Below are 25,662 nucleotides of genomic sequence, written 5' to 3' on the forward strand. Positions count from 1 at the left end.
CCCTCGGGGTTGGGGCGCCGCGGCCCCCCCACACCCCCCCCCCCCCCCCCCCCCCCCCGGGGGGGGGGGGGGGGGGGGGGGCCCCCCCCCCCCGCGCCGGAGGACTCCGGCGGCCGGGTTTCAGTCGTGCCAGGCTCCGAACTCCTCCAGGAGGCTCTGCAGCGGCTCGAAGACACCTGGTGTCGCGGCCACCGTCAGGTCGCCGTCGGCGGGCAGCCCAGGACGGCCGCCGGTGCACGCCCCCGCCTCCCTGGCGATGAGGTCCCCGGCGGCAAGGTCCCACGGGTGGAGCCCGCGCTCGTAGTAGCCGTCGAGACGGCCGGACGCGACGTCGCAGAGGTCCACGGCGGCGGAACCGCTGCGCCGGATGTCACGCAGCCGCGGAATCAGCTTCTGGGCCACGTCCGCCTGGTGCGTCCGGACGTGACCGACGTAGTTGAAGCCGGTCGAGACGAGCGCCTGGTCGAGCGGCGGCGCGGGCCGGCAGCGCAGCGCGGTGCCCGCACCGTACGCACCGCCCTTCGCGTACGCCCCGCCGCCGAGCACCGCCTGGTACGTCTCGCGGCGCATCGGGGCCTCCACCACTCCCACGATCCGTTCGCCGTCCCGTTCGGCGGCGATGGAGACGGCCCATGTCGGCAGTCCGTACAGGTAGTTCACCGTGCCGTCGAGCGGATCGATGACCCAGCGGATTCCGCTGCTGCCCGCCGCGCTGGCCCCTTCCTCACCGAGGAAGCCGTCCTGGGGGCGGCGATCGGCGAGGAAGCCGGTGATCAGCTTCTCGGCTGCGATGTCCATCTCGGTGACGACGTCGATGGGGCTGGACTTGGTCGCTGCCACTCCCAGGTCGGCCGGACGGCCGTCGCGCAGCAGCGCACCGGCCCGGTGGGCGGCCTCCAGGGCGAGGTCGAGCAGTTCGGTGGGGTTCGGGTCGGTCACGGCGCTCCAGGGTGCTCAGACGTGCGGCAGGGGGCTTGTCACGCGTACGGGCTGTCGGCGCCCGCGGCGGCGGGCCTGGGAGCCCGCGCCGGGCAGCAGCCGACCGGGCAGAGGTCATGGCTCGGGCCGAGCCCGCCCAGCGCGCACGGCCGCGCGCCGCGACCCTGTTCGGCGGCCGCGCGCTCCAGCACCAGCTCCCGCACGGCGGCGGCAAACCGGGGGTCGGCGCCCACGGTCGCGGACCTGCGCACCGGGAGGCCGAGCTCGGCGGCCTTCGCGGTGGCCTCCGTGTCGAGGTCGTAGAGCACTTCCATGTGGTCCGAGACGAAACCGATGGGGGCCATCACCACGGCGGGTACGCCCTCGCCGTGCAGTGTCTCCAGGTGGTCGCAGATGTCGGGCTCCAGCCACGGGATGTGCGGGGCACCGCTGCGGGACTGGTAGACGAGCTGCCAGGGGTACTCCACGCCGGTCTCCTCGCGCACCGCGTCGACGATCAGCCGGGCGACGTCGAGGTGTTCCGCGACATAGGCGCCGCCGTCGCCGTGCGCCTCCACCGGGCCGGAGGTGTCGGCGGCGGAGACGGGGATGGAGTGCGTGGTGAAGGCGAGGTGCGCCCCGTCCCGTACGTCCTCGGGGAGGCCGGCCAGCGAGGCGAGGACACCGTCCACCATGGGCTGCACGAACCCGGGATGGTTGAAGTAGTGCCGGAGCTTGTCGACCCGGGGCACCGGCAGGCCCTCGGCCTCCAGGGCGGCCAGGGATTCGGCCAGATTCTCGCGGTACTGCCGACAGCCCGAGTAGGAGGCGTAGGCGCTGGTGGCGAGGACGGCGATGCGGCGGTGTCCGTCGGCGACCATCTCACGCAGGGTGTCGGTGAGGTACGGCGCCCAGTTGCGGTTTCCCCAGTACACCGGCACATCGAGCCCGTGCTCCGCGAAGTCCGTGCGCAGGGCGTCCAGCAGGGCTCTGTTCTGGGCGTTGATCGGGCTGACGCCGCCGAACAGGAAGTAGTGCTTGCCGACCTCCTTCAGCCGCTCCTCGGGGATGCCGCGGCCACGGGTCACATTCGCCAGGAACGGGACCACGTCGTCCGGGCCTTCGGGGCCACCGAAGGAGAGGAGCAGGAGGGCGTCGTAGGGAGCGGGATCGCGCAGATCGGACATGGCACCGATCCTGCCACCCGCCTCGGACGGCGCTCCCACCGACATCGGCTCCCGGCCCACCCCCGTGTCGGGGCGCCCGATCCGACCGTAAGCTGTACCGGCCATATTCACGCATTACTGGCGCGTGCGATCACGCTGTTCCGGAGCCCTCCTTGCCCAGTCCCTACCGCGCGATTTTCGCCGCCCCCGGCACCAAGGGGTTCTCGGCGGCCGGATTCCTAGGCCGGATGCCGCTGTCCATGATGGGCATCGGCGTGGTGACCATGGTTTCCCAGCTCACCGGCCGTTACGGGCTCGCGGGCGCGCTCTCCGCGACGCTGGCGATGTCGGCGGCGGTGATCGGGCCGCAGATCTCCCGGCTGGTCGACCGGCACGGGCAGCGCCGCGTGCTGCGCCCCGTGACCCTGGTCGCGCTGGCGGCGGTGGCCGGCCTGCTGATCTGTGCGCAGCAGCGGCTGCCGGACTGGACGCTCTTCGTCTTCGCGGCGGGCGCCGGCGCCGTCCCCAGCGTGGGCTCGATGATCCGGGCCCGCTGGGCGGACATCTACCGCGGATCGCCGCAGCAGTTGCACACGGCGTACTCGTGGGAGTCGATCGTCGACGAGGTGTGCTTCATCTTCGGGCCGATCATCTCGATCGGTCTGTCCACCGCCTGGTTCCCGGAGGCGGGACCGCTGCTCGCGGCCGGCTTCCTGCTGGTCGGCGTCTTCTGGCTGACCGCGCAGCGTGCCACCGAGCCGGTGCCGCATCCGCGCGAGCAGCACACCGACGGCTCCGCGCTGCGCTCCACGGGGCTGAGGGTGCTGGTGGTGACGTTCGTGGCGACGGGGGCGATCTTCGGGGCCGTCGACGTCGTGACGGTGGCCTTCGCCGAGGAGCGGGGCCACAAGGCCGCGGCGAGCCTTGTGCTGGCCGTGTACGCGCTGGGCTCCTGTCTGGCCGGAGCCGTTTTCGGCCTGCTTCACCTCAAGGGGCGGGCTGCCACCCGGTGGCTGGTGGGTGTGTGTGCGATGGCCGTGAGTATGATCCCCCTCCAACTGGCCGGGAGCCTCCCGTTTCTGGCCGTGGCGCTCTTTGTCGCGGGCCTCGCCATCGCACCGACGATGGTGACCACCATGGCCCTCGTCGAACAGCACGTACCGCGCACCAAACTGACCGAGGGCATGACCTGGACCAGCACCGGGCTCGCCGTCGGCGTGGCGCTCGGCTCCTCGGCCGCAGGCTGGGTGGTCGACGCGTCCGGGGCCGAGGCGGGGTACGCGGTGCCCGCCGTGGCGGGAGCGCTCGCGGCCGCGGTGGCGTTCCTGGGGTATCGCCGGCTCAGCGGGCCGGTTCCTACGGAAGGGCGCGGGGCAGATGACCGACACCGACGCACGGACGACGACGAACGCGTGGCGTAACTGGGCTGGGAACGTCAGCGCCCGCCCGGTACGGGCCGTGTCCCCCGCCTCCGTGCCGGAACTCGCCGAGGCGCTGCGCCGGGCGTCCGAGGACGGGCTGAAGGTGAAGCCGGTCGGCACCGGGCACTCCTTCACCGCGGCGGCGGCCACGGACGGCGTGCTGATCCGCCCGGATCTGCTCACCGGCATCCGGAAGATCGACCGCGAGGCGATGACGGTGACCGTCGAGGCCGGCACCCCGCTGAAGCGGCTGAACACCGCTCTGGCCAGGGAGGGCCTGTCGCTCACCAACATGGGCGACATCATGGAGCAGACGGTCGCCGGGGCCACCTCCACCGGAACCCACGGCACCGGTCGTGACTCGGCGTCCATATCCGCGCAGATCCGCGCCCTCGAACTCGTCACGGCCGACGGCACGGTGCTGACCTGTTCGGAGAAGGAGAACGCCGACGTCTTCGCCGTCGCCCGGATCGGGCTGGGTGCCCTGGGCGTCGTCACGGCGATCACCTTCGCCGTGGAACCCGTCTTCCTGCTGACGGCCCGCGAGGAACCGATGGGCTTCGACCGGGTCACGGCGGATTTCGACGAGCTGGTCGCCGAGAACGAGCACTTCGAGTTCTACTGGTTCCCGCACACCGGCAACTGCAACACCAAGCGCAACAACCGCAGCGCGGGCCCCGCCGCCCCACCCGGTAGGGTCAGCGGCTGGATCGAGGACGAGCTCCTCTCCAACGGGATCTTCCAGGTGGCCTGTTCGCTCGGCCGGGCGGTCCCGGCCGCCATTCCCTCGATCGCCAAGATCTCCAGCCGCGCCCTGTCGGCCCGTACGTACACCGACATCCCGTACAAGGTCTTCACCAGCCCGCGCCGCGTGCGCTTCGTGGAGATGGAGTACGCGCTGCCGCGCGAGGCGGCCGTGGAGGCACTGCGCGAGGTCAAGGCCATGGTCGAGCGTTCGCCCCTGCGGATCAGCTTCCCGGTGGAGGTCCGCACCGCCCCCGCCGACGACATCGCGCTCTCCACGGCCTCGGGCCGGGAGAGCGCGTACATCGCCGTCCACCTCTACAGGGGCACGCCCTACCAGGCGTACTTCACGGCGGTCGAGCGGATCATGACGGCCCATGCCGGCCGGCCGCACTGGGGGAAGGTCAACACCCGCGATGCCGAGTACCTCGCCGGGGTGTACCCGCGGTTCGGCGAGTTCACCGCCGTACGCGACCGGCTGGACCCGGACCGGCTCTTCGGCAACGACTATCTGCGCCGGGTACTGGGCGGCTGAGCGCCATGACCGTTCACTGCCCGGTGCCCGTGCCCGCGGTGGCTCCGTCGCCCTGTGCGGGGGCGTCGCCCGCGCCCGTGGTGTCCGGGCCGGTGCTGCCGCCGTTGCCGGGCGCCGCCGGGGAGGGCGTGGCCGCCGGGGACGGGCCGGTCACGCTTCCGGTGTTGTCGGACGGCGTGGGGCTGGGCGTCGGATCGGCCGAGGAACGGTCGCCCTGACCGGCGTCGGGGTTCCCGCTCCGCCCGTCCTGCGGGCTCGTGCCGGGCGTCGTGCCGCTCTCCTTGCCGGGGTTCTGTCCCCGGCCGGGTCCCTCGCTGGTCGACGGCGCCGGGTCCTTCGACCCCGAGCCCCGTTCCCCACCGCGTACGACGGAGCCCACGGTGGTTCCCTGGCCGCCGCTCAGGCCATTGCCGGAGACCAGCTCGAACGTGGTGATCCCGGCCATCGTCACGGCGAAGACGACGGCCGCCCCGAGCGCCGACCGCTTCCAGCCCCGGAGCCGGGTGCCGTGGGTGGTGGCTTCGGAGAACTCCTCGTCCTGGTCCGGAGGGCCCGCCGTGACCGACCGCGTCCCGTCGAACCGCCGCAGCAGCCGCGTACGGTCCGGATCCACCGGCACGCCGCGCAGCACGGTCGTGGCGTCCATGGCGGGCATCACCGTGGTGGCGTCCGCGGCACCGTCGGGGGTCCCGGCCGGTGGCCGCCGTCCCCCCTGTGCCCCGCGCGCGTCGACGGCCTCCCGCGTACGCACGGTCACCTCCCGGCCCGGGTGCTTCACCTGCACCGTGACCTCGCGGATCTGCTCCCCCGTGCGGCGGAAGAAGTGCTGGAAGACCGAACCGCCACAGGTGGCGACGACGCTCATGACGCCCGCGCCGAGGATCGTTCCGTACACCCCCAGCTGGGAGGCGGCCACGGCCGCCGCGACCGCTGCCACCGCGCTGCCCGCCACCTGCGGCAGGCTCAGATCTATACGCCTTTCTTTGGGTTCTATGTCACTTTCCGGCTTCTGCACCATTTCCAGCCCTTGATTGACATCTCTCCCACCATGCAACAGGAAGGGACATTTGAACGAAGTGAATAGTTCCGCTTCAGGAGATTCTGTGAAGCAGGACACGCCTGAAGGTCGCCCGCGCCGGACCGGGCGGCTCAACTCCCGCACCTCACGAGAACTTCGGCGGCGCGGCGGTCCACCCACATGGCCCGAATGGAGTACTGTGGCGAGCCCTGGGGCCGGACTCCCGCATGGGTGTCCGGGATCTTCGGGAGGGGGCCGAAGGAGGCACTCGATCCGGCGGCGCCACGGCATCGCACGGGGACTGGCTACACGAGGTGACCAGCGGTCACTTTGTGTTGCACAATAGGTCACCGTGTCATACCGGCGATCAAGGGCTCACGCCCGACACGCCGGGCAACACGGCAATGTTGTGGCAGGCTGCACCCGGGCAGGCCACACTCGACTAGCGGAAGCAGCGACGCACGTGACGTCGGCAGGCACCACCCGGGAGGTCCCCATGCCCGAACTGCGTGTCGTGGCCGTCTCCAACGACGGCACACGACTGGTGCTCAAGGCTGCAGACAGCACGGAATACACGCTTCCGATCGACGAGCGGCTGCGAGCCGCCGTGCGCAACGACCGCGCGCGGCTCGGCCAGATCGAGATCGAGGTGGAGAGCCATCTCCGCCCCCGCGACATCCAGGCCCGGATACGAGCCGGTGCCTCCGCGGAGGAGGTCGCCCAATTCGCCGGCATCCCGGTCGACCGTGTCCGCCGCTTCGAGGGCCCCGTGCTCGCGGAGCGCGCCTTCATGGCCGAGCGGGCCCGGAAGACTCCTGTGCGCCGTCCCGGCGAGAACACCGGCCCCCAGCTCGGCGAGGCGGTGAAGGAGCGGCTGCTGCTGCGCGGCGCAGACAAGGAGACCGTTCAGTGGGATTCCTGGCGCCGTGACGACGGCACCTGGGAGGTCCTGCTGGTCTACCGGGTCGCGGGCGAGCCGCACTCGGCGAGCTGGACGTACGACGCACCGCGCCGACTGGTTCAGGCCGTGGACGACGAGGCGCGTTCGCTGATCGGCGAGACCGACGACGTCGCCGCGCCCGAGCCGAGCTTCCCGTTCGTGCCGCGGATCGCCAGGCTGCCTCGCGACAGGCCGCTCGACCGCGCCCTGGACCGCCAGATGGAGCGCCCGACGGCCCCGGTCCCCGAGCCCGAGGAACACATCGGCGGCATCTCGGCCGGCGAGCGCGATTCGCTGACCAGCCTGCTGGAGGCGGTACCGAGCTTCCGTGGCGACATGGTGGTGCCCGAGCGGCCCGCGCCGCCCGAGCCTCCGGCCATCGAACCCGCCGCGCAGGAACCGGAGGCCGATGAGCCGCCCGCCGCGGCGGCCTCCGCCGGCGCCGGTTCCGCCTATGCGGATGTGCTGATGCCGCGGGCGGTGGCGGGTCACCGCGACCGGCTGACCGGGACGACGGATCGCCAGGCCGAGGCGGACGGCGTCCGTCCGGGCCGCCGTGCCGCCGTGCCGAGCTGGGACGAGATCGTCTTCGGTACGCGCCGCAAAAAGCAGGACTGAGCGGGGTGACCGCAGCATGACGGGGGCCCGTACGCCACTGCGTACGGGCCCCCGTGTCTTACGCACCCCTCATTTCTTACGCACCCCTCGTGACGGATGCGCCCCGGCCGCGCGCGGCCGGGGCGCCCTGCGGCGGTGCCGGCCGATCCGCGCGGCGCAGGTCTCGTTACTGAGGGTCGGGTCCCGTGGCCACCGGGCGGGACTCGTCCGCGGACCACTCGGACCAGGAACCCGCGTACAGCGCCGCAGTGATCCCGGCGACGGCCAGGGCCAGCACCTCGTGGGCACCGGACACGCCGGAGCCGCAGTAGACGCCGACCTCCGGTGCCCGGTCGGCACCGAGCCCCTCGAAACGGGCCGCCAACGACCGGGCGGGCAGGAATCGGCCGTCGTCCCGCACGTTCTCGGAGGTCGGGGCCGAGACAGCACCCGGGATGTGCCCGCCCACCCGGTCGATCGGCTCCACATCGCCCCGGTAGCGCTCGGCGGCCCGCGCGTCGAGCAGCAGTCCGGTACGAGCCAGCGCCGCCGCCCCGTCCGCGTCCAGCAGCGGCAGCGCACCTGGGACCGGCCGGAAGTCGCCCTCGGCCGGGATCGGGGCCTCCTTCTGGAGATCTCCCTTCCAGGCGGCGAGACCGCCGTCCAGGACGCGCACGTCCTCGTGCCCCGTCCAGCGCAGCAGCCACCAGGCGCGCGCCGCCGCCCAGCCCTGGCCGCCGTCGTACACGACCACCGGGGTGTCCCGGGAGACACCGGCCCGGCGCATCACCGCACCGAACTCCTCCGGATCGGGCAGCGGATGACGGCCGCCGGCGCCCGCCGGACCGGCGAGTTCCGCGTCCAGGTCGACAAAGACCGCGCCGGGAATGTGCCCGGCCTCGTAATCGGGTCGGCCGTGCGGGCCGCCCAGCTGCCAACGTACGTCCAGGAGCACCGGCGGACGTGGCCCCGTCGACTCGCTCGCGTATTCGGATGCCGTGATGATGGGCTTCATGGGTGCCATCCTCGCGCAGGAGCCGCCCCACTCGTCATACCGTCGAAGCGGACGTACCACACAAAACCGGTCTCCCTCAGTCGAGATCCCGGAAAGTGCGGCGCGGCCGGGGCACATCGTGCGCCGGGTGGTGCAAGCATCTGCACGGGGCGTACACATCCTGTACCGCACGGCGGCACACCGGCCCCGTTCCCCCCGTACGGCCACCACGATGGTCCGAGGAGAGAGTGACGATGACCGAGGCTGCCGCCCGGCGCACGCCTGGAACACCTTGCTGGGTGAGTCTGATCGTGCACGGACTGAGCGCGACCCAGGACTTCTACGCCGCCCTGTTCGGCTGGGAGTTCGTGCCCGGACCGGATCAGCTGGGTCCGTACGTCCGCGCACTGATCGACGGGAAAGTGGTCGCGGGCATCGGACAACTGCCGCCCGAACGCCATCTGCCGGTCGCCTGGACGACGTATCTGGCCACCGACAACGCCGATGTCACGGCGGAGGTGATCCGCTCCTGCGGCGGCACGGTGGCCGTCGGACCGCTCGACGCGGGTGCGGCGGGCCGGCTCGCCATCGCCTCCGATCCCAGTGGCGCGGTCTTCGGCATCTGGCAGGCCGCCGCGCACATGGGTACGGCACTCGCGGGCGCCCACGGCACCCCGGTCTGGAACGAGCTGGTGACCCGCGAGACGTCGACGGTCTGCAAGTTCTACCAGACGGTCTTCGGCTACGAGCCGGAGGCCGTGGTCTCGGCCGATTTCGACTACCAGACCCTGCATCTGCACGGCCGCCCGGTGGCCTCGCTGCACGGTGTCGGACGCGCCCTGCCGCGCGACCGCGGGCCGCACTGGATGACGTACTTCGAGGTCGACGACACCGACGAGGCCGCCCATCGTGTGGTGGACCTCGGCGGATACATCCTGCAGCCGCCCCGCGAGGGATCGAGCGGCCGGGTGGCGACCGTGGCGGACCCGGAGGGCGCCGCGTTCACGATCCTGCGGTCGGCGGCTCGCTGAGCCGTCGGGCCGCGGGGCGGTCAGCCGGCCCGGACCCGTTCGACATGGCGGTGGGCGGGGCCGGCCAGTCGGGCATGTATCTCGTCGAAGAGTTCGGATGCTTCGGTTCCGCTCCACTCCGTCGGCAGCAGTTCACGCGCCACGCCCGGGTCGAGGTAGACGAGCCGACGCCAGTCGGTGAGCACCCTGATGTACGTCGTGAACGCCTCGCGGTCCGTCACCGCCCCACCGCTCGCGATCTGCTCGGCCACCGGACGGTGCGCCGCGAGGAATTCGACGTACAGCCGCTGCAGGCGGACGGTGTCCCACCAGGAGCGGACCTTCGCGGCCAGGTCCGCTGCGCCGTCCTCGCCCCCGGCCACGGAGAGGTAGTCGGCCCGGAACAGGTCGGCGTACGAACGCAGCCCGTGCCGGGCCAGCATGTCCTCCGCCTCGTCGTGCACGTGTCCCGGTGCGATCCACACCCCGGCCGACACGGACCCGAAGCCGAGCCGCGTCAGCTGGGTGCGCAGGGTGTGTCGCCTGGCCCGTTCGGACTCGGGCACGGAGAAGACCACCAGCACCCAGCCCTCGTCCACCGTGGCCCTGCGGGCCGCGAAGATGCGTGGATCACCGTCGCGCAGAATGCGTTCGGTCTCGGGTGAGATCCGGTATCCGGCGGCTCCGGAGACCGATTCCGCGTCGAGCAGTCCGGCGCGCTTCAGCCGGGAGACCGAGGAGCGCACGGTGGGGCCCTCGACACCGAGGTCGGCCAGCAGCTGGATCAGCGAGGCCACGGACATCCAGCCGTCGGTGTCGCGCGCGTACAGTCCGTAGACCGTCACGATCAGCTGCCTCGGCTGCACCTTGCCCAGCGGGCCCGATTCGGACTCGGCCTCTTTTGCGCTCACCGTGTTCACAGCGTCATCCTAAGCATCCGTACCCGACACCGGAGGGGACGGTTCAGGCAGGAGAGACGGGCAGCACGTCCGGGGAGAGCGCGCCCGCGCGGGCGCTCGCGCTGGTCGTCCTGCGCTGGTGGTGACGGCGGCACAACACCTCGTAACCGACCTCGCCCGCCTGCTGGTTGACGTCTCCCACCACCACCTGGGCGCCTTCGACGACCATCTCGCCCCCGACCGTCCGGGCATTGTGCGTGGCCCGGGCACCGCACCAGCAGAGCGCTTCGACCTGGAGCGTCTCGACCCGGTCGGCCAGTTCGATCAGCCGCTGGGATCCGGGGAACAGCTTGGTCCGGAAGTCCGTGGTGATACCGAACGCGAAGACGTCCATGTCGAGGTCGTCGACGACACGGGCGAGCTGGTCGATCTGGACGGGGGCCAGGAACTGTGCCTCGTCCACGATCACGTAGTCCGCCCGGCCGCCCCGGCTTATCCGGTCGACGAGGTGCGCGTACAGGTCCATGCCCTCATCGGCCTCGACGGCCTCGGTGACGAGACCCAGGCGTGAGGAGAGCTTCCCCTCCCCCGCCCGGTCGTCACGGGTGAAGATCACACCTTGCAGGCCACGCGCCGAACGGTTGTGGCCGATCTGCAGCGCCAGCGTGCTCTTTCCGCAGTCCATCGTTCCGGAGAAGAACACAAGCTCGGGCATGAGGGGCTGAGGACCTTTCGGGCGGGGCGAGGCAGGGCCGCGAAACGGTGATGACGGACCTGCGATGGGAAAAACGCGGTTACGAGCGTACTTCGAGCAGTGGCACGAGCTGCTCGACGGGGGTCATCGAGCCGTGCATGCCGACCATCGCGGACTCGTGCGGCTCATTGACCGAGGCGGTGATCACCACGTCGTCGTGGGCCGCCGCGACGACATCGCCGATCCTCCCGTGGACACGTTCGTCGATCCTCGGACCGAACCAGCCGGCCGCGATCGCCTCGTCCCGGCTCGCCACCCAGAACTGTTCCCCGAGCACTTCCCGCCAGACGGTCAGTACGTCGCTCTCGGCCCCCGGGACCGCGTACACATGCCGTGCCCGGCCCTCGCCACCGAGCAGGGCGACGCCCGCACGCAGCTCCCAGTCCTCGTCGAAGTCGATCCGGGACCGCTCGTCGAAGGGGATGTCGATCATGCCGTGGTCCGCGGTGATGTACAGCGCCGAGCGGGGCGGAAGCTGTTCGGCCAGCCGCCGTGCCAGGCCGTCCACGTACATCAGCTGCCCCCGCCAGGCGTCGGAGTCCACGCCGAAGCGGTGCCCCTTGCCGTCGACCTCGCTGTAGTAGGTGTAGACGAGCGAGCGGTCACCCGCGGCGAGCCGTTCGGCGGCGACGTCCATCCGCTCCTCGCCGGACAGCCGGCCGAGGAACGAGCCCCCGCTGAGTGCGACCTCGGTCAGCGGGGTCTGCTCGAAGGCGGGTGCGGAGACCTGGGCGGTGCACACCCCCGCGGCCTCGGCGAGCGAGAAGACGGTGGGGTACGGCTGCCAGGCCTTCGGCGAGGTCCAGGGCTTCCAGCGGAGCTGGTTCATCAGCTCGCCGGTCTCCGGATTGCGCGCGGTGTAGCCGGGCAGGCCGTGCTCGCCGGGCGGAAGGCCGGTGCCGACCGAGGCCAGCGACGTCGCGGTGGTGGCCGGGAAGCCCGCCGTCAACGGACGGCCGGTGCCGCCGCGCGAGGTGGGGAGCAGGGAGTGCAGAAACGGTGCCTCGTCCGGGTGGGCCTTGATCTGCTCCCAACCGAGGCCGTCGATCAGGAACACGCAGTTCCGGTCGGCCGGGGCGAGTTCGGGGATCGCCGCGGTGAAGCCCGGCACGCCCTGTCCGGCGACGAGCGTGGGCAGCAGATCGCAGAGCGAGCCGCTGCCGTACTCCGGGACCGGGGCGGTGTCGACGGGGAGCAGCACAGGGTCCTGCCAGGCCGGCTGGGCCATCAGCGGCCGGTCGCCGCGGTCGCGGCCGTGGCCTCGGACAGCGACTGCGCGAAGGCGAGGGTCTGGCGCACGGTGTCCGGACCGTCACCGGCCTCGCTGACCCGCAGGCTCAGATCGTCGGCGGTGGAGCTGCCGGTGTAACCGTGGTCGGCCTCGCAGTTGGGGTCGCCGCAGGCGGCCGGCTCCAGGTCGATGCGGGAGACGGCGCCCCAGCCGATGGTGAGGACGACCTCGCGGGGCAGCGTGCCCGGAACGTACTTCTCGGGGTTGGCCACGACACGGCTCACCACGACCGACGAGATCCGGTCCAGCTTGACCGACTCCGTGGAGGTGGTGGCGTACGGCGTGGGGGAGCTGGTGTCCGCGTTCTGCTCGTCGGTGTGGCTGACGATGAATCGGTTGTCCGTCAGGACCAGGACCGTGACATGGCGCCGCACCTCGTTGGAGTCGAAGGTGGTCTCCTGGTGCACGAGGTACGAAGCGACCGGCTCACCGCCCACGGCGGCCTCCACCGCCTCGGCCACGAGGGCCGGGTAGTAGCCACTGCGCTCGATCGCCGCGCGCAGCCCCTGGGTCGTCGTACCGGTCTTAGCCATGAGGACCATCCTACGGGGGACGGACGACTGCCGGGGACGTTGTGCGCAGGGCCGACCTGGGCCCGAGCGGTGAGCGGAGGCGCGCGTTCACCCCCGTCCGGCGACGGATGACGAAGCCTGCCGCCCGGGTCAGTAGTTGGGGAGCCGGCGGGGGCCGAGGTCGGTGCGGGCCGGGGGCGGCGAGAGCCGGACGCTCGCACCGAGAACGGTCAGCCCCTGGGTGGCGACCACGACCGGTTCCAGGGCGATGGAGACCACCTCGGGGTGGTCGTCGACCAGCCGGGACACCCGCAGCAGCAGCTCTTCGAGCGCCGCGGTGTCCACGGGCGCCGCTCCACGCCAGCCGAACAGCACCGGGGCGGCCCGGATGGACCGGATCAGCTCGGCTGCGTCGCGGTCGGTGGCCGGAACGAGGCGGTGGGCGGTGTCGCCGAGGAGCTCGGAGGGCGCGCCCGCGAGTCCGAAGGAGAGGACGGCGCCGGCCGCCGGGTCGATCGCGGCCCGGACGACGGTGTCGACGCCGCGCGGCGCCATGGCCTGGACGACGGGCTGGAGTTCGGCAGGTTTGCCGAGCAGGTCGGTCAGTTCGCCGTACGCCCGGCGAAGTGCGTTCTCGTTGCCGAGGTCCAGCCGGACACCGCCGAGATCGGCCCGGTGGCGCAGATGGGGGGCGGTGGTCTTGAGGGCCACGGGGTAGCCGAGCCGGGCCGCCGCGGCGACGGCGGCCTCCGGGTCGGGGGCCGGGAGGGTCGGTCGCACGGTGATGCCGTAGCGGCCCAGGAGTTCCCGCGCCTCGTCGGGCGCGAGCGGCCGGCCCCGCGGGTCGGGGTCGGGGCCGAGCAGGGCATGGATCAGATCGGCGGCACCCGGCTCGTCGATGGTGTCGTCGAGGAACTCGGGCACCTTGCCCGGCACGGCGGCCTGCCGTCGCCACTGCGCGTACCTCACCGCTTCGGCCAGGGCCCGCACGGCACGCTCGGCGGCGGGGTAGGCGGGGATCCGGCCGTTGCGGGGGCCGGATCCGGGGCTGTCCGCTCCGTCCGCTCCGGTGGCGGCGGAACGCGGTGCCGCGGGCCGCGCGGGGCCGGTGGACCCGGGTCCGGGGCCGGGTGCCGCAGGAGCGGGCCCGGGGCCGGTGGCGGTTGCCTGCGCGGAGGCGGTGGTTCCGGTGTGCGTGGAGGCGGGGGCGGCGACGGGGCGCGGCAGCGCGACCGTACTGGTGGCCGCGGCGAGAGCCTCCGCCAGGCCGCCGATCTCCACATGGACGACGGCCACCGGCTTGGCGGGGCCGGCGGCCGCGGCCGCGTGCAGTGCGGTCGCCAGCACCTCCCCGTCGCCCGATTCGGCCTCGCCGTCCTCTCCCACCCACGGGATCGCCGTCACGACGACCGAGTCGCAGCCTTCGTCGGCGAGTGCCTCGGTCAGTGCGTCGCGGAAGTCCTGCGGGGTGGCGGCGGTGGTGAGGTCGCGGGGCGGGCGCGGGCGCAGCCCCTCGGCCAGGCAGGCGTCGTACGTGAGCAGACCGAGCGACTCGGAGTTGCCCAGGATCGCGACCCGCGGCCCCGCGGGGAGGGGCTGGTCGGCGAGGAGGAGGCCCGCGTCGACCATCTCCGTCACCGTGTCGACGCGGATCACGCCCGCCTGCCGCATGAGCGCCGAGACCGTCGCGTCGGGGATCCTGCTGACCGGCACCGCGTGGCCTGGCGGAGTGGAGCCGCTGTGCCGGGCACCCTTCACCACGACCACCGGCTTCACGGCCGCGGTGCGCCGTGCGAGGCGGGTGAACTTGCGGGGATTGCCGATCGATTCGAGATACAGCAGGGCGACATCGGTGTCCGGGTCCTCGTACCAGTACTGAAGGAAGTCGTTGCCCGAGATGTCGGCGCGGTTGCCTGCGGAGATGAAGGTGGAGAGGCCGGCTCCGCGCCGGTAGAGCCCGGAGAGCAGTGCGATGCCGATCGCGCCGGACTGGGTGAACAGGCCGATGCGTCCGGGCGCGGGCGGCTCGGGGGCGAGAGAGGCGTTCAGCCGGACGGCCTCGGCGTTGTTGATGACGCCGAAGGCGTTCGGGCCGATGATCCGCATCCCGTACGAGCGGGCCTGACGGACGAGTTCCCGCTGTCGTTCCCTGCCTTCGGCACCCCATTCGGCGTATCCGGCGGAGAGGACGACCAGGCCCTGGACGCCGTGCTCGCCGCAGTCGGCCACGGCCTCCGGAACCCGGTCGGCGGGGACGGCGACGACCGCGAGGTCGACCGGCTCGTCGATCTCGCCGACGGAGCGGTGCGCGGGGACGCCGTCGATCGTGCCCTGGTCGGCGGGGAAGGCGCGGTTCACGGCGTAGGCGCGGCCGGTGAAGCCGGCACCGAGCAGATTGCGCAGGACCGTGCGGCCGACCCCGCCGGGAGTGCGCCCGACGCCGATGACGGCGATGGATCCGGGGGCGAGCAGCCGTTGCACGGAACGCGCCTCGGCCCGCTGTTCGCGGCCGCGCTGGACCGCGAGCGACTCCGCGGTCGGTTCGAGGTCCAGGGTGAGATGGACGGAACCGTCCTCGAAGCTGCGCTGCTGGGTGTAGCCGGCGTCCCGGAACACCTTGATCATCTTGTTGTTGGCGGGCAGCACCTCGGCCGCGAAGCGGCGGATGCCCCGCTCTCGGGCGACGGCCGCGATGTGTTCGAGGAGCGCCGAGGCCACGCCCCGGCCCTGATGCGCGTCCTGTACGAGGAAGGCGACCTCGGCCTCGTCGGCGGGCGCGGAGGCGGGCCTGCCCCGCTCGTCGATCCGGTCGTAGCGGACGGTCGCGATGAACTCGCCGCCGACCGTGACCGCGAGGCCCACCCGGTCGACGTAGTCGTGATGGGTGAAGCGGTACACATCACGGTCGGACAGACGCGGGTACGGAGCGAAGAAGCGGTAGTACTTCGACTCGTCGGAGACCTGCTCGTAGAAGCTGACCAGCCGTTCGGCGTCGTCCGTGGTGATGGGCCTGATCCGCGCGGTTCCCCCGTCCCGGAGTACGACGTCCGCTTCCCAGTGGTCGGGATACGCGTGCTGCGGACTCTGCTCCGGCGAGGGCTGCATGGGCCAAGACTACGGCTCCGTCAGCGGTCGCGTAGGGCCTGGGGCCGGGGCAGTCTGAGGGGGCCGATCGGCGGTGCAGCACAGGTTCTGGGCGTGCCGCGGCTCGGCCCGAGCATCGCGCACCACATGAGAGACTGGTCTAGACAACCATTGGATTCCTGAAGGGCAGAACCATGGCTGAGCGCCGCGTCAACGTCGGTTGGGCCGAGGGCCTGCACGCCCGTCCCGCTTCCATCTTCGTCCGTGCCGCCACGGCTTCCGGCATACCCGTGACGATCTCCAAGGCCGATGGCAACCCGGTGAACGCCGCCTCGATGCTCGCGGTGCTCGGTCTCGGCGCGCACGGCGGCGAGGAGATCGTGCTGGCATCCGAGGCCGACGACTCCGAGGCCGCCCTGGACCGTCTGGCGAAGCTGGTCGCCGAAGGTCTCGACGAGCTTCCGGAGACCGTCTGAACCATTTCCTGCAAGAGAGCCGCGGCACCCTTATTCGGGACCGCGGCTCCATTCTTTTCCGCACAGGGGCGATCGAAGTAAATTCGGGCAACCCGAAGAGACCCGAACGGAATTACCACCCTTTGTATACGGCGTGATTATTAATTCCGAACACCTGAAGTGTTTACGGAGTGTTGCGAAGTCCTCACCCGGCCGGCGCGGGAAGCGGCCGACGGACGGCCCGGCCGGTCGGCGCCGCGCAGCCGGTGCACGGTCGTGGCCCGCTCGGCGTGCTGGGTGGTCAGCACCCTCGCCCGTTCCGCGTCGCCGCGCGCCACCGCGTCCACGATGGCTCCGTGCTCCGCCCAGGAATCCACCGGGCGGACCGGCTGGTCGATCACGTACATCCAGGCGATCTTGTGCCGCAGCTGGGTGAGCGTCGCGATCAGGCTGGAACTGCCCGAGGCCTGCGCCAACGTCTCGTGGAACCAGCCTCCCAGCGAGCGCAGATCCTCTCCCTCACCCCGCCTGGCCCGCTCCTGACCGAGTCTGACCAGACCGCGCAGCACCTTGAGATGCGCCTCGGTGCGCCGCTGCGCGGCGCGCGCGGCGCCCAGCGGCTCCAGCAGCGCCCGGACCTCCAGGAGGTCGGCCGCCTCCTGCTCGGTGGGCTCGGCGACACAGGCTCCCGCGTGCCGACGGGTGACCACGAATCCCTCGGACTCCAGGGTGCGCAGCGCTTCCCGTACCGGGACGCGGGACACCCCGTAACGGCGCGCCAGCAACTCCTCGGTGAGCCGGCCGCCGCGTTCGAAGACGCCGGAGACGATGTCGTCACGGATTGCCGTGCATACCGAATGCGCCGGAATGCGCATGTCCGAACCTCCGCCTTAATCCCCCGCGCAACGCGGCCGACCGACGCCTGTTCTGCGACTCTATTGCAATGCGGCCACATTTCCGATGCCGGATGGAAATTCATGAATATCTTTTGGTCGCGCGGGACCGGCCCGGCGGACAGCACCACGGGCGGTTCGGCGGTCGAGCCAGGGTGTCGGGCGCGGATCCCGGGCACGGATGCCGGGCACGGATGCCGGGCACGGATGCCGGGCACGGCGAAGGCCCCGGCGTGACGCCGAGGCCTTCGAAGGGGTGTTGCGGACGAGCGCCGGTCAGACGTTGACTCCGTGGGCGCGCAGGTACGCGACCGGGTCCATGTCGGAGCCGTACGAGGGCGTGGTCCGGGCCTCGAAGTGCAGGTGCGGCCCGGTGGAGTTGCCGGTCGAGCCGGAGAGGCCGATCCGCTGACCGGCGCCGACGCTCTGACCGACAAAGACACCGATCGAGGAGAGGTGGCCGTACTGCGTGTACGTACCGTCCGTCATGCGCAGGACGATGTTGTTGCCGTAGGCACCACCCCAGCCGGCCTCGACGACCGTTCCCGCGCCGACGGCGACGACGGTGCTGCCGGACGCGGCATGGAAGTCGATGCCCGAGTGGCTGCCGGAGGACCAGAGCGAGCCGCTGGACTTGTAGCCGGTGGTGACGTACGAGCCGGCGACCGGCAGCTGGAAGGAGCCCAGACGGGTGCGCTCGGCGGACCGGGCGGCACGCGCCTTCTCGGCACGTGCCTCGGCCGCGCGCTCCGCCCTGGCCTTCGCCTCCGCCGCCCTCTTCTCGGCCTCGGCCTTGCGCCGGGCCTCCGCCTTCGCCTCGGCCGCGACATCGGCCTGGTGCTTCTGCGCGTCGGCCTGGGCGGCGATCCGGTCGGCGAGTACGCCCTCGATGGCGATGATCTGGTTCAGACCGGTCTCACTGACGGAGGGAGTCCCGGTGTCCGCGGCGAGGGCCGGAGAGGCCATGCCACCGATGACTCCGGTGGTAGCCAGAGCCGCGGCGCCGGCGATCTTCGCGCTCCCGCGGGTCAGTCGGCTCGGGGCACGATGCTTCCCGGCGGCACGGGTGAAGGCCATGTGGTGGCTGATCCTTTCCTTCCTTCTCGCCTACCGGGTTAGCTGACGGGTTCGGAGCAGGAAGGTCTCCTACGGACGCCCCGGCCTCACCGAGGATCAGGCATCCGATTCACCCCAGGGACTGCGTGGGTCCCCGGCTCCCCAGGCTCGCGCCTGACGGGGACTCGGCGATGGCTGCCCGGTATGTCACGGTTGCGGCATACGAGTGGCGGACAGCCCGGCCGACGCTAAGCGGGGTCGCTTTCATTCACCAAACGGACAGGCCGTTTTGTAGCGCATCCCACAGGGCAGACAGGCAACCTCCTCCCAGAACGGACAAAAGGGAGACCCTGGCGAGACGTGACGCACAGGGCCTCCCTCTTGTCCCGGTATGCACACCCATGGCGAATCGTGGGCCTACCGGGGCGACCGGCACTCAGCCGGTGCGACCTGCTCTTGCGGACGCTCCGCCGGGCCGGCCCGTGCAAGGCCGGGAACGCCGACGGGCCGGCCCGAGCAACCGGGGGCTCCGCCGGGCCGACCCACGCGCGCGTGGCCGGGGGCTCCGCCGGTGTCCGATCGAACGTGACAGTCGCGCGGCGGTCTGTCACACGCGACCGGGCAGCCGGCCGGTCGGCGCCCGCTCCCGCGCCGGGCCGGTCGTCCGGCATCCGCGACGGCGTACGACGGCCGTCAGCCGGCGACCACCGACACCTCTCCGATGCCGAGGGCGCGGACCGGCTCCTCGATCTGCGCAGCGTCACCGACGAGGACCGTGACCAGGCGGTCGACCGGGAAGGCGTTGACCACCGCTGCGGTCGCCTCGACCGTTCCGGTCTCCGCGAGCCGGGCGTACAGGTGTGCCTGGTAGTCGTCCGGGAGGTGCTGCTCGACCTGGTCGGCGAGAGTGCCCGCGACGGAGGCCGCCGTCTCGAACTTCAGCGGTGCGACACCCACGAGGTTCTGTACGGCCGTCTCGCGCTCCTCATCGGTCAGCCCCTCGGCCGCGAGGGTCCGCAGGACCGTCCACAGGTCCTCCAGCGCCGGTCCGGTGGACTCCGTGTCCACCGATCCGCTGATGGCGAGCATCGCGGCACCGGTCGCCCCCGAGGCGGAGTCCGGGGCCGACGACCGCAGCACCTGGGCGAAGGCCCGCACGCCGTAGGTGTAGCCCTTCTCCTCGCGCAGCACACGGTCCAGCCGGGAGGTGAGCGTGCCGCCCAGGCAGTACGTGCCCAGCACCTGGGCCGGCCACACGCTGTCGTGCCGGTCGGCGCCGATCCGGCCGATCAGCAGCTGCGTCTGCACCGCGCCGGGACGGTCGACGATCACCACTCGGCCGGTGTCGTCGGCGGTGATCGGCGGGACCGGACGGGGCTCGGCGGCGTCGCCCGACCAGTCACCGAGGGTGTCGGTGAGCAGCGCGTCGAGGTCGATGCCGGTGAGGTCACCGACGACCACGGCGGTCGCCGTGGACGGCCTGACGTGGGCGTCGAAGAAGGCGCGCACGGCCGCCGGGTCGATCCGCTCCACCGTCTCCTCGGTGCCCTGGCGCGGGCGCGACATCCGCGCCGTGGCCGGGAAGAGTTCCTTGGAGAGCTGCTTCGCGGCTCGCCGGGCCGGGTTGGCCTGCTCGTGCGGGATCTCGTCGAGCCGGTTGCGCACCAGCCGTTCGATCTCGCTGTCGGCGAAGGCGGGCGACCGCAGCGCCTCGGCGACCAGCGCGAGCGCCTTGGCCAGCCGGGAGGCCGGGACCTCCAGGGAGACCCGGACTCCAGGGTGGTCCGCGTGCGCGTCGAGGGTGGCGCCGCAGCGCTCCAGTTCGGCGGCGAACTCCTCGGCGGTGTGCTTGTCGGTGCCCTCGGACAGTGCCCGCGACATGATCGTGGCCACGCCGTCGAGGCCCTCGGGCTCCGCGTCCAGAGGGGCGTCGAGGAAGATCTCGACCGCCACGACCTGCTGGCCGGGGCGGTGGCAGCGCAGCACCGTGAGGCCGTTGGGCAGGGCGGCGCGCTCCGGCGCGGGGAAGGCCCAGGGCCGCGCGACGCCGGGGGCGGGCTGCGGGTGGTACTGCATCGAAACTCCAGTCGCGGCAGCGTCGGTCACTTGTCCGCCCCTTCGTGCGCTTCGGTGTCGTCGGCGTCGGTCTCGTCGGTGTCCGCTGCGTCCGCGGGCTCGGCCGATTCGACCGGCTCGTAGACCAGCACCGCCCGGTTGTCGGGGCGCAGCTGGGCCTTGGCGACGGCCTGGACCTCTTCCGCGGTGACGTCGAGCACCCGCTGTACCGCGGTCAGGGCGAGCTGCGGGTCACCGAACAGCACGGCGAACCGGCAGAGTTCGTCGGCGCGGCCCGCGACCGTACCGAGCCGGTCCAGCCACTCCCGCTCCAATTGGGCCTGCGCACGCTCCATTTCCTCGGGCGTGGGGCCCTCGGCCGCGAACCGGGCCAGCTCCTCGTCGACCGCGGCCTCGATCTGCGGCACCTCGACACCGCCGGACGTCTTGACGTCCAGCCAGCCGAGCGAGGGAGCACCGGCCAGCCGCAGCAGCCCGAATCCGGCCGCCACGGCCGTACGGTCGCGGCGCACGAGACGGTTGTGCAGCCGCGACGACTCGCCGCCGCCGAGCACGGTCAGCGCGAGATCCGCCGCGTCGCACTCACGGGTGCCGTCGTGCGGCAGCCGGTAGGCGGCCATCAGCGCCCGCGCCGGAACCTCCTCGTGCACCTCCTCGCGCAGCTGCTCGCCGATGGTCTCGGGGAGCGTGCCGTCGCGCGGCGGCTGCTTGCCGTCGTGGGACGGGATGGAGCCGAAGTACTTCTCGATCCAGGCGAGCGTCTGCTCGGGATCGATGTCGCCGACGACCGAGAGTACGGCGTTGTTGGGCGCGTAGTACGTGCGGAAGAAGGCGCGCGCGTCCTCAAGGGTCGCCGCGTCCAGGTCGGCCATCGAGCCGATCGGCGTGTGGTGGTACGGGTGGCCCTCGGGATAGGCCAGGGCCGTCAGCTTCTCGAACGCCGTACCGTAGGGAACGTTGTCGTAGCGCTGGCGTCGCTCGTTCTTGACGACGTCCCGCTGATTCTCCATGGACTCCTCGTCGAGCGCGGCGAGCAGCGAGCCCATGCGGTCGGCTTCCAGCCAGAGGGCCAGCTCCAGCTGGTGCGTGGGCATCGTCTCGAAGTAGTTGGTGCGCTCGAAGCTGGTGGTCCCGTTGAGCGAGCCGCCGGCCCCCTGCACGAGCTCGAAGTGGCCGTTCCCCTTGACCTGGCCGGAGCCCTGGAACATCAGGTGCTCGAAGAGGTGAGCCAGACCGGTGCGTCCCTTGACCTCGTGGCGCGAACCGACGTCGTACCAGAGGCAGACCGCGGCGACCGGGGTCAGATGGTCCTCGGAGAGCACCACGCGCAGGCCGTTGGCCAGACGGTGCTCGGTCGCTGTCAAGCCGCCGGAGCCGGGCCGGGCTGTGGCCGTGTGACCCATGGGCATGTACGTCCCTTCGATCGCGATACTGGATTTCCTGCGAGACCTGCCACTGTAAGCAAGCGCACAGACACCTGACGAAGTTCCCATACCGCGGAAGTTCGCGTGAAAGAGGGGCGTGCTCCCCTCCCGGCGGGTCGTGGAACCACCCCGACAGGGGTCCGGAGCGGCTCCTGGGACGGGTCGAGGTCGGCGATGTCAGTGCGGCGGTCCACAATGGTCGGCGTCAGAACCTCAGGTTGCCCGAACAGAATCCGTGAAGGAGTCGCAGCAGCGATGGCCCGCCGCAGCACGAAGACCCCGCCGCCGGACGACTTCGAGGAGAAGATCCTCGACATCGACGTCGTCGACGAAATGCAGGGCTCCTTCCTCGAGTACGCGTACTCGGTGATCTACTCACGGGCCCTGCCGGACGCCCGTGACGGCATGAAGCCGGTGCACCGCCGCATCGTGTACCAGATGAACGAGATGGGCCTGCGCCCCGACCGCGGCTTCGTGAAGTGCGCCCGTGTCGTGGGCGAGGTCATGGGCAAGTTGCACCCGCACGGCGACGCGTCGATCTACGACGCGCTGGTCCGTCTGGCACAGCCGTTCTCCATGCGGCTCCCCCTGGTGGACGGCCACGGGAACTTCGGCTCGCTCGGAAACGACGACCCGCCGGCCGCCATGCGGTACACCGAGTGCCGGATGGCGGACGCGACGTCGCTGATGACGGAGTCGATCGACGAGGACACCGTCGCTTTCCAGTCGAATTACGACGGCCAGGAGCAGGAGCCGACCGTCCTCCCGGCCGCGTACCCGAACCTCCTGGTCAACGGGTCGTCCGGGATCGCGGTCGGCATGGCCACCAATATGCCGCCGCACAACCTGGGCGAGGTCATCGCCGCCGCCCGGCATCTGATCAAGCATCCGGGCGCGGACCTGGAGACCCTGATGCGGTTCGTCCCCGGCCCCGATCTGCCGACCGGTGGCCGGATCGTCGGCCTGGGCGGCATCAAGGACGCGTACGCCGGTGGGCGCGGCACGTTCAAGATCCGCGCGACCGTCTCCGTGGAGAACGTGACGGCGCGCCGCAAGGGTCTGGTCGTGACGGAACTGCCCTTCGCCGTGGGGCCGGAGAAGGTGATCGCCAAGATCAAGGACCTGGTCTCGGCGAAGAAGCTCCAGGGCATCGCGGACGTGAAGGACCTGACCGACCGCGAGCACGGCCTGCGCCTGGTCATCGAGGTGAAGAACGGCTTCGTCCCGGAGGCCGTGCTGGAGCAGCTGTACAAGCTGACGCCGATGGAGGACTCCTTCGGCATCAACAATGTGGCGTTGGTGGACGGGCAGCCGCTCACGCTGGGGCTCAAGGAGCTGCTCGAGGTCTATCTCGACCACCGCTTCGACGTGGTGCGCCGGCGCAGCGAGTTCCGCCGTGGCAAGCGCCGTGACCGGCTGCATCTGGTCGAGGGCCTGCTCGTCGCGCTGATCGACATCGACGAGGTCATCCGGCTCATCCGGTCCAGTGACAACTCGGCGCAGGCGAAGGAGCGGCTCATCGAGCGCTTCTCGCTGAGCGAGATCCAGACGCAGTACATCCTGGACACCCCGCTGCGCCGTCTGACCCGGTTCGACCGGATCGAGCTGGAGAGCGAGCGGGACCGGCTCAACGACGAGATCGACAAGCTGACCACCATCCTCGATTCGGACACCGAGCTGCGCAAGCTCGTCTCCTCCGAACTGGCCGCGGTCGCGAAGAAGTTCGGTACCGACCGGCGTACGGTGCTGCTGGAGTCGGCCGGTTCACAGGTCGCATCGGTGCCGCTGGAGGTGGCGGACGACCCGTGCCGGGTGCTGTTGTCGTCGACCGGGCTGCTGGCCCGTACCGCCAATGACGATCCGATCGTCTTCGCCGAGGACGCCAAGCGTGCCAAGCACGATGTGATCGTTTCGGCCGTGCCGGCGACGGCTCGCGGTGATGTGGGCGTGGTGACGTCGGCGGGACGGCTGCTGCGGCTCGCGGTGATCGATCTGCCCCAGCTGCCGGACACCCACGCGGCACCCAGCCTTTCGGGTGGGGCGATGGTGTCGGAGTTCCTCACGCTGGAGAGCGACGAGGAGGTCATCTGCCTCACCACCCTCGACGAGGCCTCCCCCGGCCTCGCGATCGGCACCCTGCAGGGAGTCGTCAAGCGGGTGGTGCCGGACTACCCGGCCAACAAGGACGAGTTGGAGGTCATCGCCCTCAAGGACGGTGACCGGATCGTCGGCGCGGCCGAGCTGCGCACGGGCGAGGAGGATCTGGTCTTCATCACGTCCGATGCGCAGTTGCTGCGCTACCCGGCGGCGCAGGTGCGGCCGCAGGGACGGCCGGCAGGAGGCATGGCGGGGATCAAGCTCACGGCCGGCGCGGAGGTGATCTCGTTCACCGCGGTGGATCCGGCGGCGGACGCGGTGGTGTTCACGGTGGCCGGTTCGCACGGCACGCTGGACGACTCGGTGCTGACGTGCAAGCTCACCCCGTTCGACCAGTATCCGCGCAAGGGCCGGGCCACCGGTGGGGTGCGTTGTCAGCGGTTCCTCAAGGGCGAGGACGTCCTGGTGTTCGGCTGGGCGGGCGCGACACCTGCCCGCGCCGCACAGAAGAACGGCGCGCCGACCGAGCTGCCGGAGCCGGACCCGAGGCGCGACGGCTCGGGGACGCCCCTGGTCAAGCCGGTCGCGGTGATCGCGGGCCCGGTGTAGGCGGCCGGACCGGAGACGGGGCCGGTTTCTCAGGCTTCGTCGTCGGGCCGTTGTACATACCGCAGGACGCCCCACATGCTTCGCTCATGTGCGGCGTCCTGCGTCGCGTCGGGCGCCGGTGCCGTGCTCTCGCGGCAGTCGGCCAGCTCCTTGTGCAGGGCCTCGGGGTCGATGCCCGAGCCGATCAGCACCAGCTGGGTGAGTCGCGGTTCGTCGCGTGTCCAGGGCTGCGGGTCGAAGCGCAGGAACCTGCCGACCGCGTGCAGCGAGTACTTGTTGCCGCGGTCGCCCACGCCGAAGTCGACGAACCCCTTGATCCGGTAGAGGCCCTGCGGCCTGGAGTCGAGAAACTCCATCAGCCGACGGGGATTCATGGGGACGGCCGCGGTGAAGGAGAGGCTCTCGTACGCGGCGTGCAGATGATGCTCGTGCCCGTCGGTCCCCTCCTGTGCGCGCTCCGCCAGGAGCAGATCCTCGAAGGTGAGCTGGCGCGCCTTCTCCTCGCCGTCCGGTCGCAGCGCCGGGTCGAAGAGCAGTTCGAGATCGATGCGTCCGTACGTGGCACAGATGACGGCGGCCGCGCCGCCGCCCGCCCCTTCACCGGCGGCCGGGGCGCCTGTCGCCGCGATGGCGTCCCTGATACGGGCCTGTTCCTCGCTTCCGACCCGGTCCGTCTTGTTCAGGACGACAAGATCGGCGACAGCGAGATGGCGGTCGATCTCCGGATGGCGCCGCCGGGTGGCATCGAACTCCGCGGCGTCGACGACCTCCACCAGTCCCCCGTACACAATGTGCGGATTGTCGCTGGCCAGGAGCATGCGTACGAGCTCCTGCGGCTCCGCCAGTCCGCTGGCCTCGATGACGATCACGTCGAGGCGGGCGGCGGGCCTGGTCAGTGTCTCCAGGAAGGCGTCGAGTTCGCTCGCGTCGACCGCGCAGCACAGGCATCCGTTGCCCAGCGAGACCGTCGAGCCGACCTGCCCGGAGACCGTCATGGCATCGATCTCGATGGAACCGAAATCGTTGACGATGACACCGATCCGGTTCCCGGCACGGTTGCGGAGAAGGTGGTTGAGCAGCGTCGTCTTGCCTGATCCCAGGAACCCCGCGAGGACGATGACCGGGATCTGCTGCTTGCGGGGCGGGGACGACGGGCTCAACAGGGACCT

The 25,662-nt window shown here is 71.4% G+C and carries 20 protein-coding genes and 1 riboswitch; of the genes, 6 read left to right on the forward strand and 14 right to left on the reverse strand.

Annotation, left to right across the window (positions count from 1 at the left end; genetic code table 11):
* Positions 1-120: 120 nt before the first annotated feature.
* Positions 121-939 carry an inositol monophosphatase family protein gene (locus ACIQCZ_RS15755; protein WP_402282726.1) on the reverse strand — a complete coding sequence of 273 codons (819 nt, stop codon included), beginning with the start codon at positions 937-939 and terminating at the stop codon, positions 121-123.
* 38 nt (positions 940-977) lie between these two features.
* Complete coding sequence (locus tag ACIQCZ_RS15760; protein WP_402282727.1) at positions 978-2,105, reverse strand: ferrochelatase; 1,128 nt, start codon at positions 2,103-2,105, stop codon at positions 978-980.
* 152 nt (positions 2,106-2,257) lie between these two features.
* Between ACIQCZ_RS15760 and ACIQCZ_RS15765 the strand changes: the two genes are divergently transcribed.
* Together ACIQCZ_RS15765 and ACIQCZ_RS15770 are read left to right on the forward strand one after the other, a co-directional pair.
* Complete coding sequence (locus ACIQCZ_RS15765) at positions 2,258-3,505, forward strand: MFS transporter (RefSeq protein WP_402282728.1); 1,248 nt, start codon at positions 2,258-2,260, stop codon at positions 3,503-3,505.
* Entirely contained in the window at positions 3,462-4,784 is a 1,323-nt protein-coding gene (locus tag ACIQCZ_RS15770) for a D-arabinono-1,4-lactone oxidase (protein ID WP_402282729.1), read from the forward strand. Before ACIQCZ_RS15765 ends, ACIQCZ_RS15770 begins: the two co-directional genes overlap by 44 nt.
* Before the next feature lie 13 nt (positions 4,785-4,797).
* On the opposite strand, the gene ACIQCZ_RS15775 is transcribed toward ACIQCZ_RS15770, so the two are convergent.
* A complete protein-coding gene (locus ACIQCZ_RS15775) occupies positions 4,798-5,802 on the reverse strand; it encodes a hypothetical protein (RefSeq protein WP_402282731.1) in 1,005 nt (334 codons plus the stop codon).
* A 496-nt stretch (positions 5,803-6,298) separates the two neighbouring features.
* Here ACIQCZ_RS15775 and sepH point away from each other — a divergent pair, with 496 nt between their 5' ends.
* Entirely contained in the window at positions 6,299-7,360 is a 1,062-nt protein-coding gene (sepH, locus tag ACIQCZ_RS15780) for a septation protein SepH (protein ID WP_376211799.1), read from the forward strand.
* 166 nt (positions 7,361-7,526) lie between these two features.
* Here the strand turns inward: sepH and ACIQCZ_RS15785 are convergent, their stop codons facing one another.
* Positions 7,527-8,354 carry a sulfurtransferase gene (locus tag ACIQCZ_RS15785; RefSeq protein ID WP_402282732.1) on the reverse strand — a complete coding sequence of 276 codons (828 nt, stop codon included), beginning with the start codon at positions 8,352-8,354 and terminating at the stop codon, positions 7,527-7,529.
* A 233-nt stretch (positions 8,355-8,587) separates the two neighbouring features.
* Between ACIQCZ_RS15785 and ACIQCZ_RS15790 the strand changes: the two genes are divergently transcribed.
* The gene (locus ACIQCZ_RS15790) at positions 8,588-9,364 is read left to right on the forward strand and encodes a VOC family protein (RefSeq protein ID WP_402282733.1); all 777 of its coding nucleotides are present in this window, start codon (positions 8,588-8,590) and stop codon (positions 9,362-9,364) included.
* Between the two features lie 20 nt (positions 9,365-9,384).
* On the opposite strand, the gene ACIQCZ_RS15795 is transcribed toward ACIQCZ_RS15790, so the two are convergent.
* The 5 genes from ACIQCZ_RS15795 to ACIQCZ_RS15815 all read right to left on the reverse strand — a co-directional run bounded on the left by ACIQCZ_RS15795 (position 9,385) and on the right by ACIQCZ_RS15815 (position 15,904).
* Entirely contained in the window at positions 9,385-10,263 is an 879-nt protein-coding gene (locus tag ACIQCZ_RS15795) for a PaaX family transcriptional regulator C-terminal domain-containing protein (protein WP_402282734.1), read from the reverse strand.
* 43 nt (positions 10,264-10,306) lie between these two features.
* Positions 10,307-10,957, reverse strand: a complete 651-nt coding sequence (locus ACIQCZ_RS15800) for a thymidine kinase (RefSeq protein ID WP_402282736.1) — start codon at positions 10,955-10,957, stop codon at positions 10,307-10,309.
* A 79-nt stretch (positions 10,958-11,036) separates the two neighbouring features.
* Positions 11,037-12,224, reverse strand: coding sequence for an alkaline phosphatase family protein (locus ACIQCZ_RS15805; protein WP_402282737.1), 1,188 nt, complete (start codon positions 12,222-12,224; stop codon positions 11,037-11,039).
* Positions 12,224-12,820, reverse strand: coding sequence for a DUF5998 family protein (locus ACIQCZ_RS15810; protein ID WP_376272361.1), 597 nt, complete (start codon positions 12,818-12,820; stop codon positions 12,224-12,226). Before ACIQCZ_RS15810 ends, ACIQCZ_RS15805 begins: the two co-directional genes overlap by 1 nt.
* Positions 12,821-12,949: 129 nt before the next feature.
* Complete coding sequence (locus ACIQCZ_RS15815; protein ID WP_402282739.1) at positions 12,950-15,904, reverse strand: GNAT family N-acetyltransferase; 2,955 nt, start codon at positions 15,902-15,904, stop codon at positions 12,950-12,952.
* Positions 15,905-16,077: 173 nt separating this feature from the next.
* Here ACIQCZ_RS15815 and ACIQCZ_RS15820 point away from each other — a divergent pair, with 173 nt between their 5' ends.
* The gene (locus ACIQCZ_RS15820; RefSeq protein WP_376211814.1) at positions 16,078-16,359 is read left to right on the forward strand and encodes an HPr family phosphocarrier protein; all 282 of its coding nucleotides are present in this window, start codon (positions 16,078-16,080) and stop codon (positions 16,357-16,359) included.
* A gap of 140 nt (positions 16,360-16,499) precedes the next feature.
* Here ACIQCZ_RS15820 and ACIQCZ_RS15825 read toward each other — a convergent pair whose 3' ends face one another.
* The 4 genes from ACIQCZ_RS15825 to ACIQCZ_RS15840 all read right to left on the reverse strand — a co-directional run bounded on the left by ACIQCZ_RS15825 (position 16,500) and on the right by ACIQCZ_RS15840 (position 21,772).
* Positions 16,500-17,213 carry a GntR family transcriptional regulator gene (locus ACIQCZ_RS15825; protein ID WP_402282741.1) on the reverse strand — a complete coding sequence of 238 codons (714 nt, stop codon included), beginning with the start codon at positions 17,211-17,213 and terminating at the stop codon, positions 16,500-16,502.
* Between the two features lie 294 nt (positions 17,214-17,507).
* A complete protein-coding gene (locus ACIQCZ_RS15830) occupies positions 17,508-18,308 on the reverse strand; it encodes a M23 family metallopeptidase (protein ID WP_402282743.1) in 801 nt (266 codons plus the stop codon).
* A 13-nt stretch (positions 18,309-18,321) separates the two neighbouring features.
* Positions 18,322-18,488: riboswitch (cyclic di-AMP (ydaO/yuaA leader) on the reverse strand.
* A gap of 492 nt (positions 18,489-18,980) precedes the next feature.
* Positions 18,981-20,363: a M16 family metallopeptidase gene (locus tag ACIQCZ_RS15835; RefSeq protein ID WP_402282933.1), complete on the reverse strand. Its 1,383-nt coding sequence runs from the start codon at positions 20,361-20,363 to the stop codon at positions 18,981-18,983.
* Positions 20,364-20,389: 26 nt separating this feature from the next.
* A complete protein-coding gene (locus ACIQCZ_RS15840) occupies positions 20,390-21,772 on the reverse strand; it encodes a M16 family metallopeptidase (RefSeq protein WP_402282744.1) in 1,383 nt (460 codons plus the stop codon).
* Between the two features lie 270 nt (positions 21,773-22,042).
* On the opposite strand from ACIQCZ_RS15840, the gene ACIQCZ_RS15845 reads away from it, so the two are divergent.
* Complete coding sequence (locus ACIQCZ_RS15845; protein WP_402282746.1) at positions 22,043-24,493, forward strand: DNA topoisomerase (ATP-hydrolyzing) subunit A; 2,451 nt, start codon at positions 22,043-22,045, stop codon at positions 24,491-24,493.
* 29 nt (positions 24,494-24,522) lie between these two features.
* On the opposite strand, the gene ACIQCZ_RS15850 is transcribed toward ACIQCZ_RS15845, so the two are convergent.
* Entirely contained in the window at positions 24,523-25,653 is a 1,131-nt protein-coding gene (locus tag ACIQCZ_RS15850) for a CobW family GTP-binding protein (protein ID WP_402282747.1), read from the reverse strand.
* Positions 25,654-25,662: the final 9 nt, after the last annotated feature.

The organism is Streptomyces sp. NPDC093149 (assembly GCF_044754145.1).
Taxonomy (GTDB): domain Bacteria; phylum Actinomycetota; class Actinomycetes; order Streptomycetales; family Streptomycetaceae; genus Streptomyces.

Excerpts from the sequence above, each read along its gene's own strand:
- ACIQCZ_RS15760 (WP_402282727.1), bottom strand. The coding sequence starts at position 2,105 with ATGTCCGATCTGCGCGATCCCGCTCCCTACGACGCCCTCCTGCTCCTC.
- ACIQCZ_RS15770 (WP_402282729.1), top strand. The coding sequence starts at position 3,462 with ATGACCGACACCGACGCACGGACGACGACGAACGCGTGGCGTAACTGG.
- ACIQCZ_RS15775 (WP_402282731.1), bottom strand. The coding sequence starts at position 5,802 with ATGGTGCAGAAGCCGGAAAGTGACATAGAACCCAAAGAAAGGCGTATA.
- sepH (WP_376211799.1), top strand. The coding sequence starts at position 6,299 with ATGCCCGAACTGCGTGTCGTGGCCGTCTCCAACGACGGCACACGACTG.
- ACIQCZ_RS15785 (WP_402282732.1), bottom strand. The coding sequence starts at position 8,354 with ATGAAGCCCATCATCACGGCATCCGAATACGCGAGCGAGTCGACGGGG.
- ACIQCZ_RS15790 (WP_402282733.1), top strand. The coding sequence starts at position 8,588 with ATGACCGAGGCTGCCGCCCGGCGCACGCCTGGAACACCTTGCTGGGTG.
- ACIQCZ_RS15800 (WP_402282736.1), bottom strand. The coding sequence starts at position 10,957 with ATGCCCGAGCTTGTGTTCTTCTCCGGAACGATGGACTGCGGAAAGAGC.
- ACIQCZ_RS15805 (WP_402282737.1), bottom strand. The coding sequence starts at position 12,224 with ATGGCCCAGCCGGCCTGGCAGGACCCTGTGCTGCTCCCCGTCGACACC.
- ACIQCZ_RS15810 (WP_376272361.1), bottom strand. The coding sequence starts at position 12,820 with ATGGCTAAGACCGGTACGACGACCCAGGGGCTGCGCGCGGCGATCGAG.
- ACIQCZ_RS15815 (WP_402282739.1), bottom strand. The coding sequence starts at position 15,904 with ATGCAGCCCTCGCCGGAGCAGAGTCCGCAGCACGCGTATCCCGACCAC.
- ACIQCZ_RS15820 (WP_376211814.1), top strand. The coding sequence starts at position 16,078 with ATGGCTGAGCGCCGCGTCAACGTCGGTTGGGCCGAGGGCCTGCACGCC.
- ACIQCZ_RS15825 (WP_402282741.1), bottom strand. The coding sequence starts at position 17,213 with ATGCGCATTCCGGCGCATTCGGTATGCACGGCAATCCGTGACGACATC.
- ACIQCZ_RS15830 (WP_402282743.1), bottom strand. The coding sequence starts at position 18,308 with ATGGCCTTCACCCGTGCCGCCGGGAAGCATCGTGCCCCGAGCCGACTG.
- ACIQCZ_RS15835 (WP_402282933.1), bottom strand. The coding sequence starts at position 20,363 with ATGCAGTACCACCCGCAGCCCGCCCCCGGCGTCGCGCGGCCCTGGGCC.
- ACIQCZ_RS15840 (WP_402282744.1), bottom strand. The coding sequence starts at position 21,772 with ATGCCCATGGGTCACACGGCCACAGCCCGGCCCGGCTCCGGCGGCTTG.
- ACIQCZ_RS15845 (WP_402282746.1), top strand. The coding sequence starts at position 22,043 with ATGGCCCGCCGCAGCACGAAGACCCCGCCGCCGGACGACTTCGAGGAG.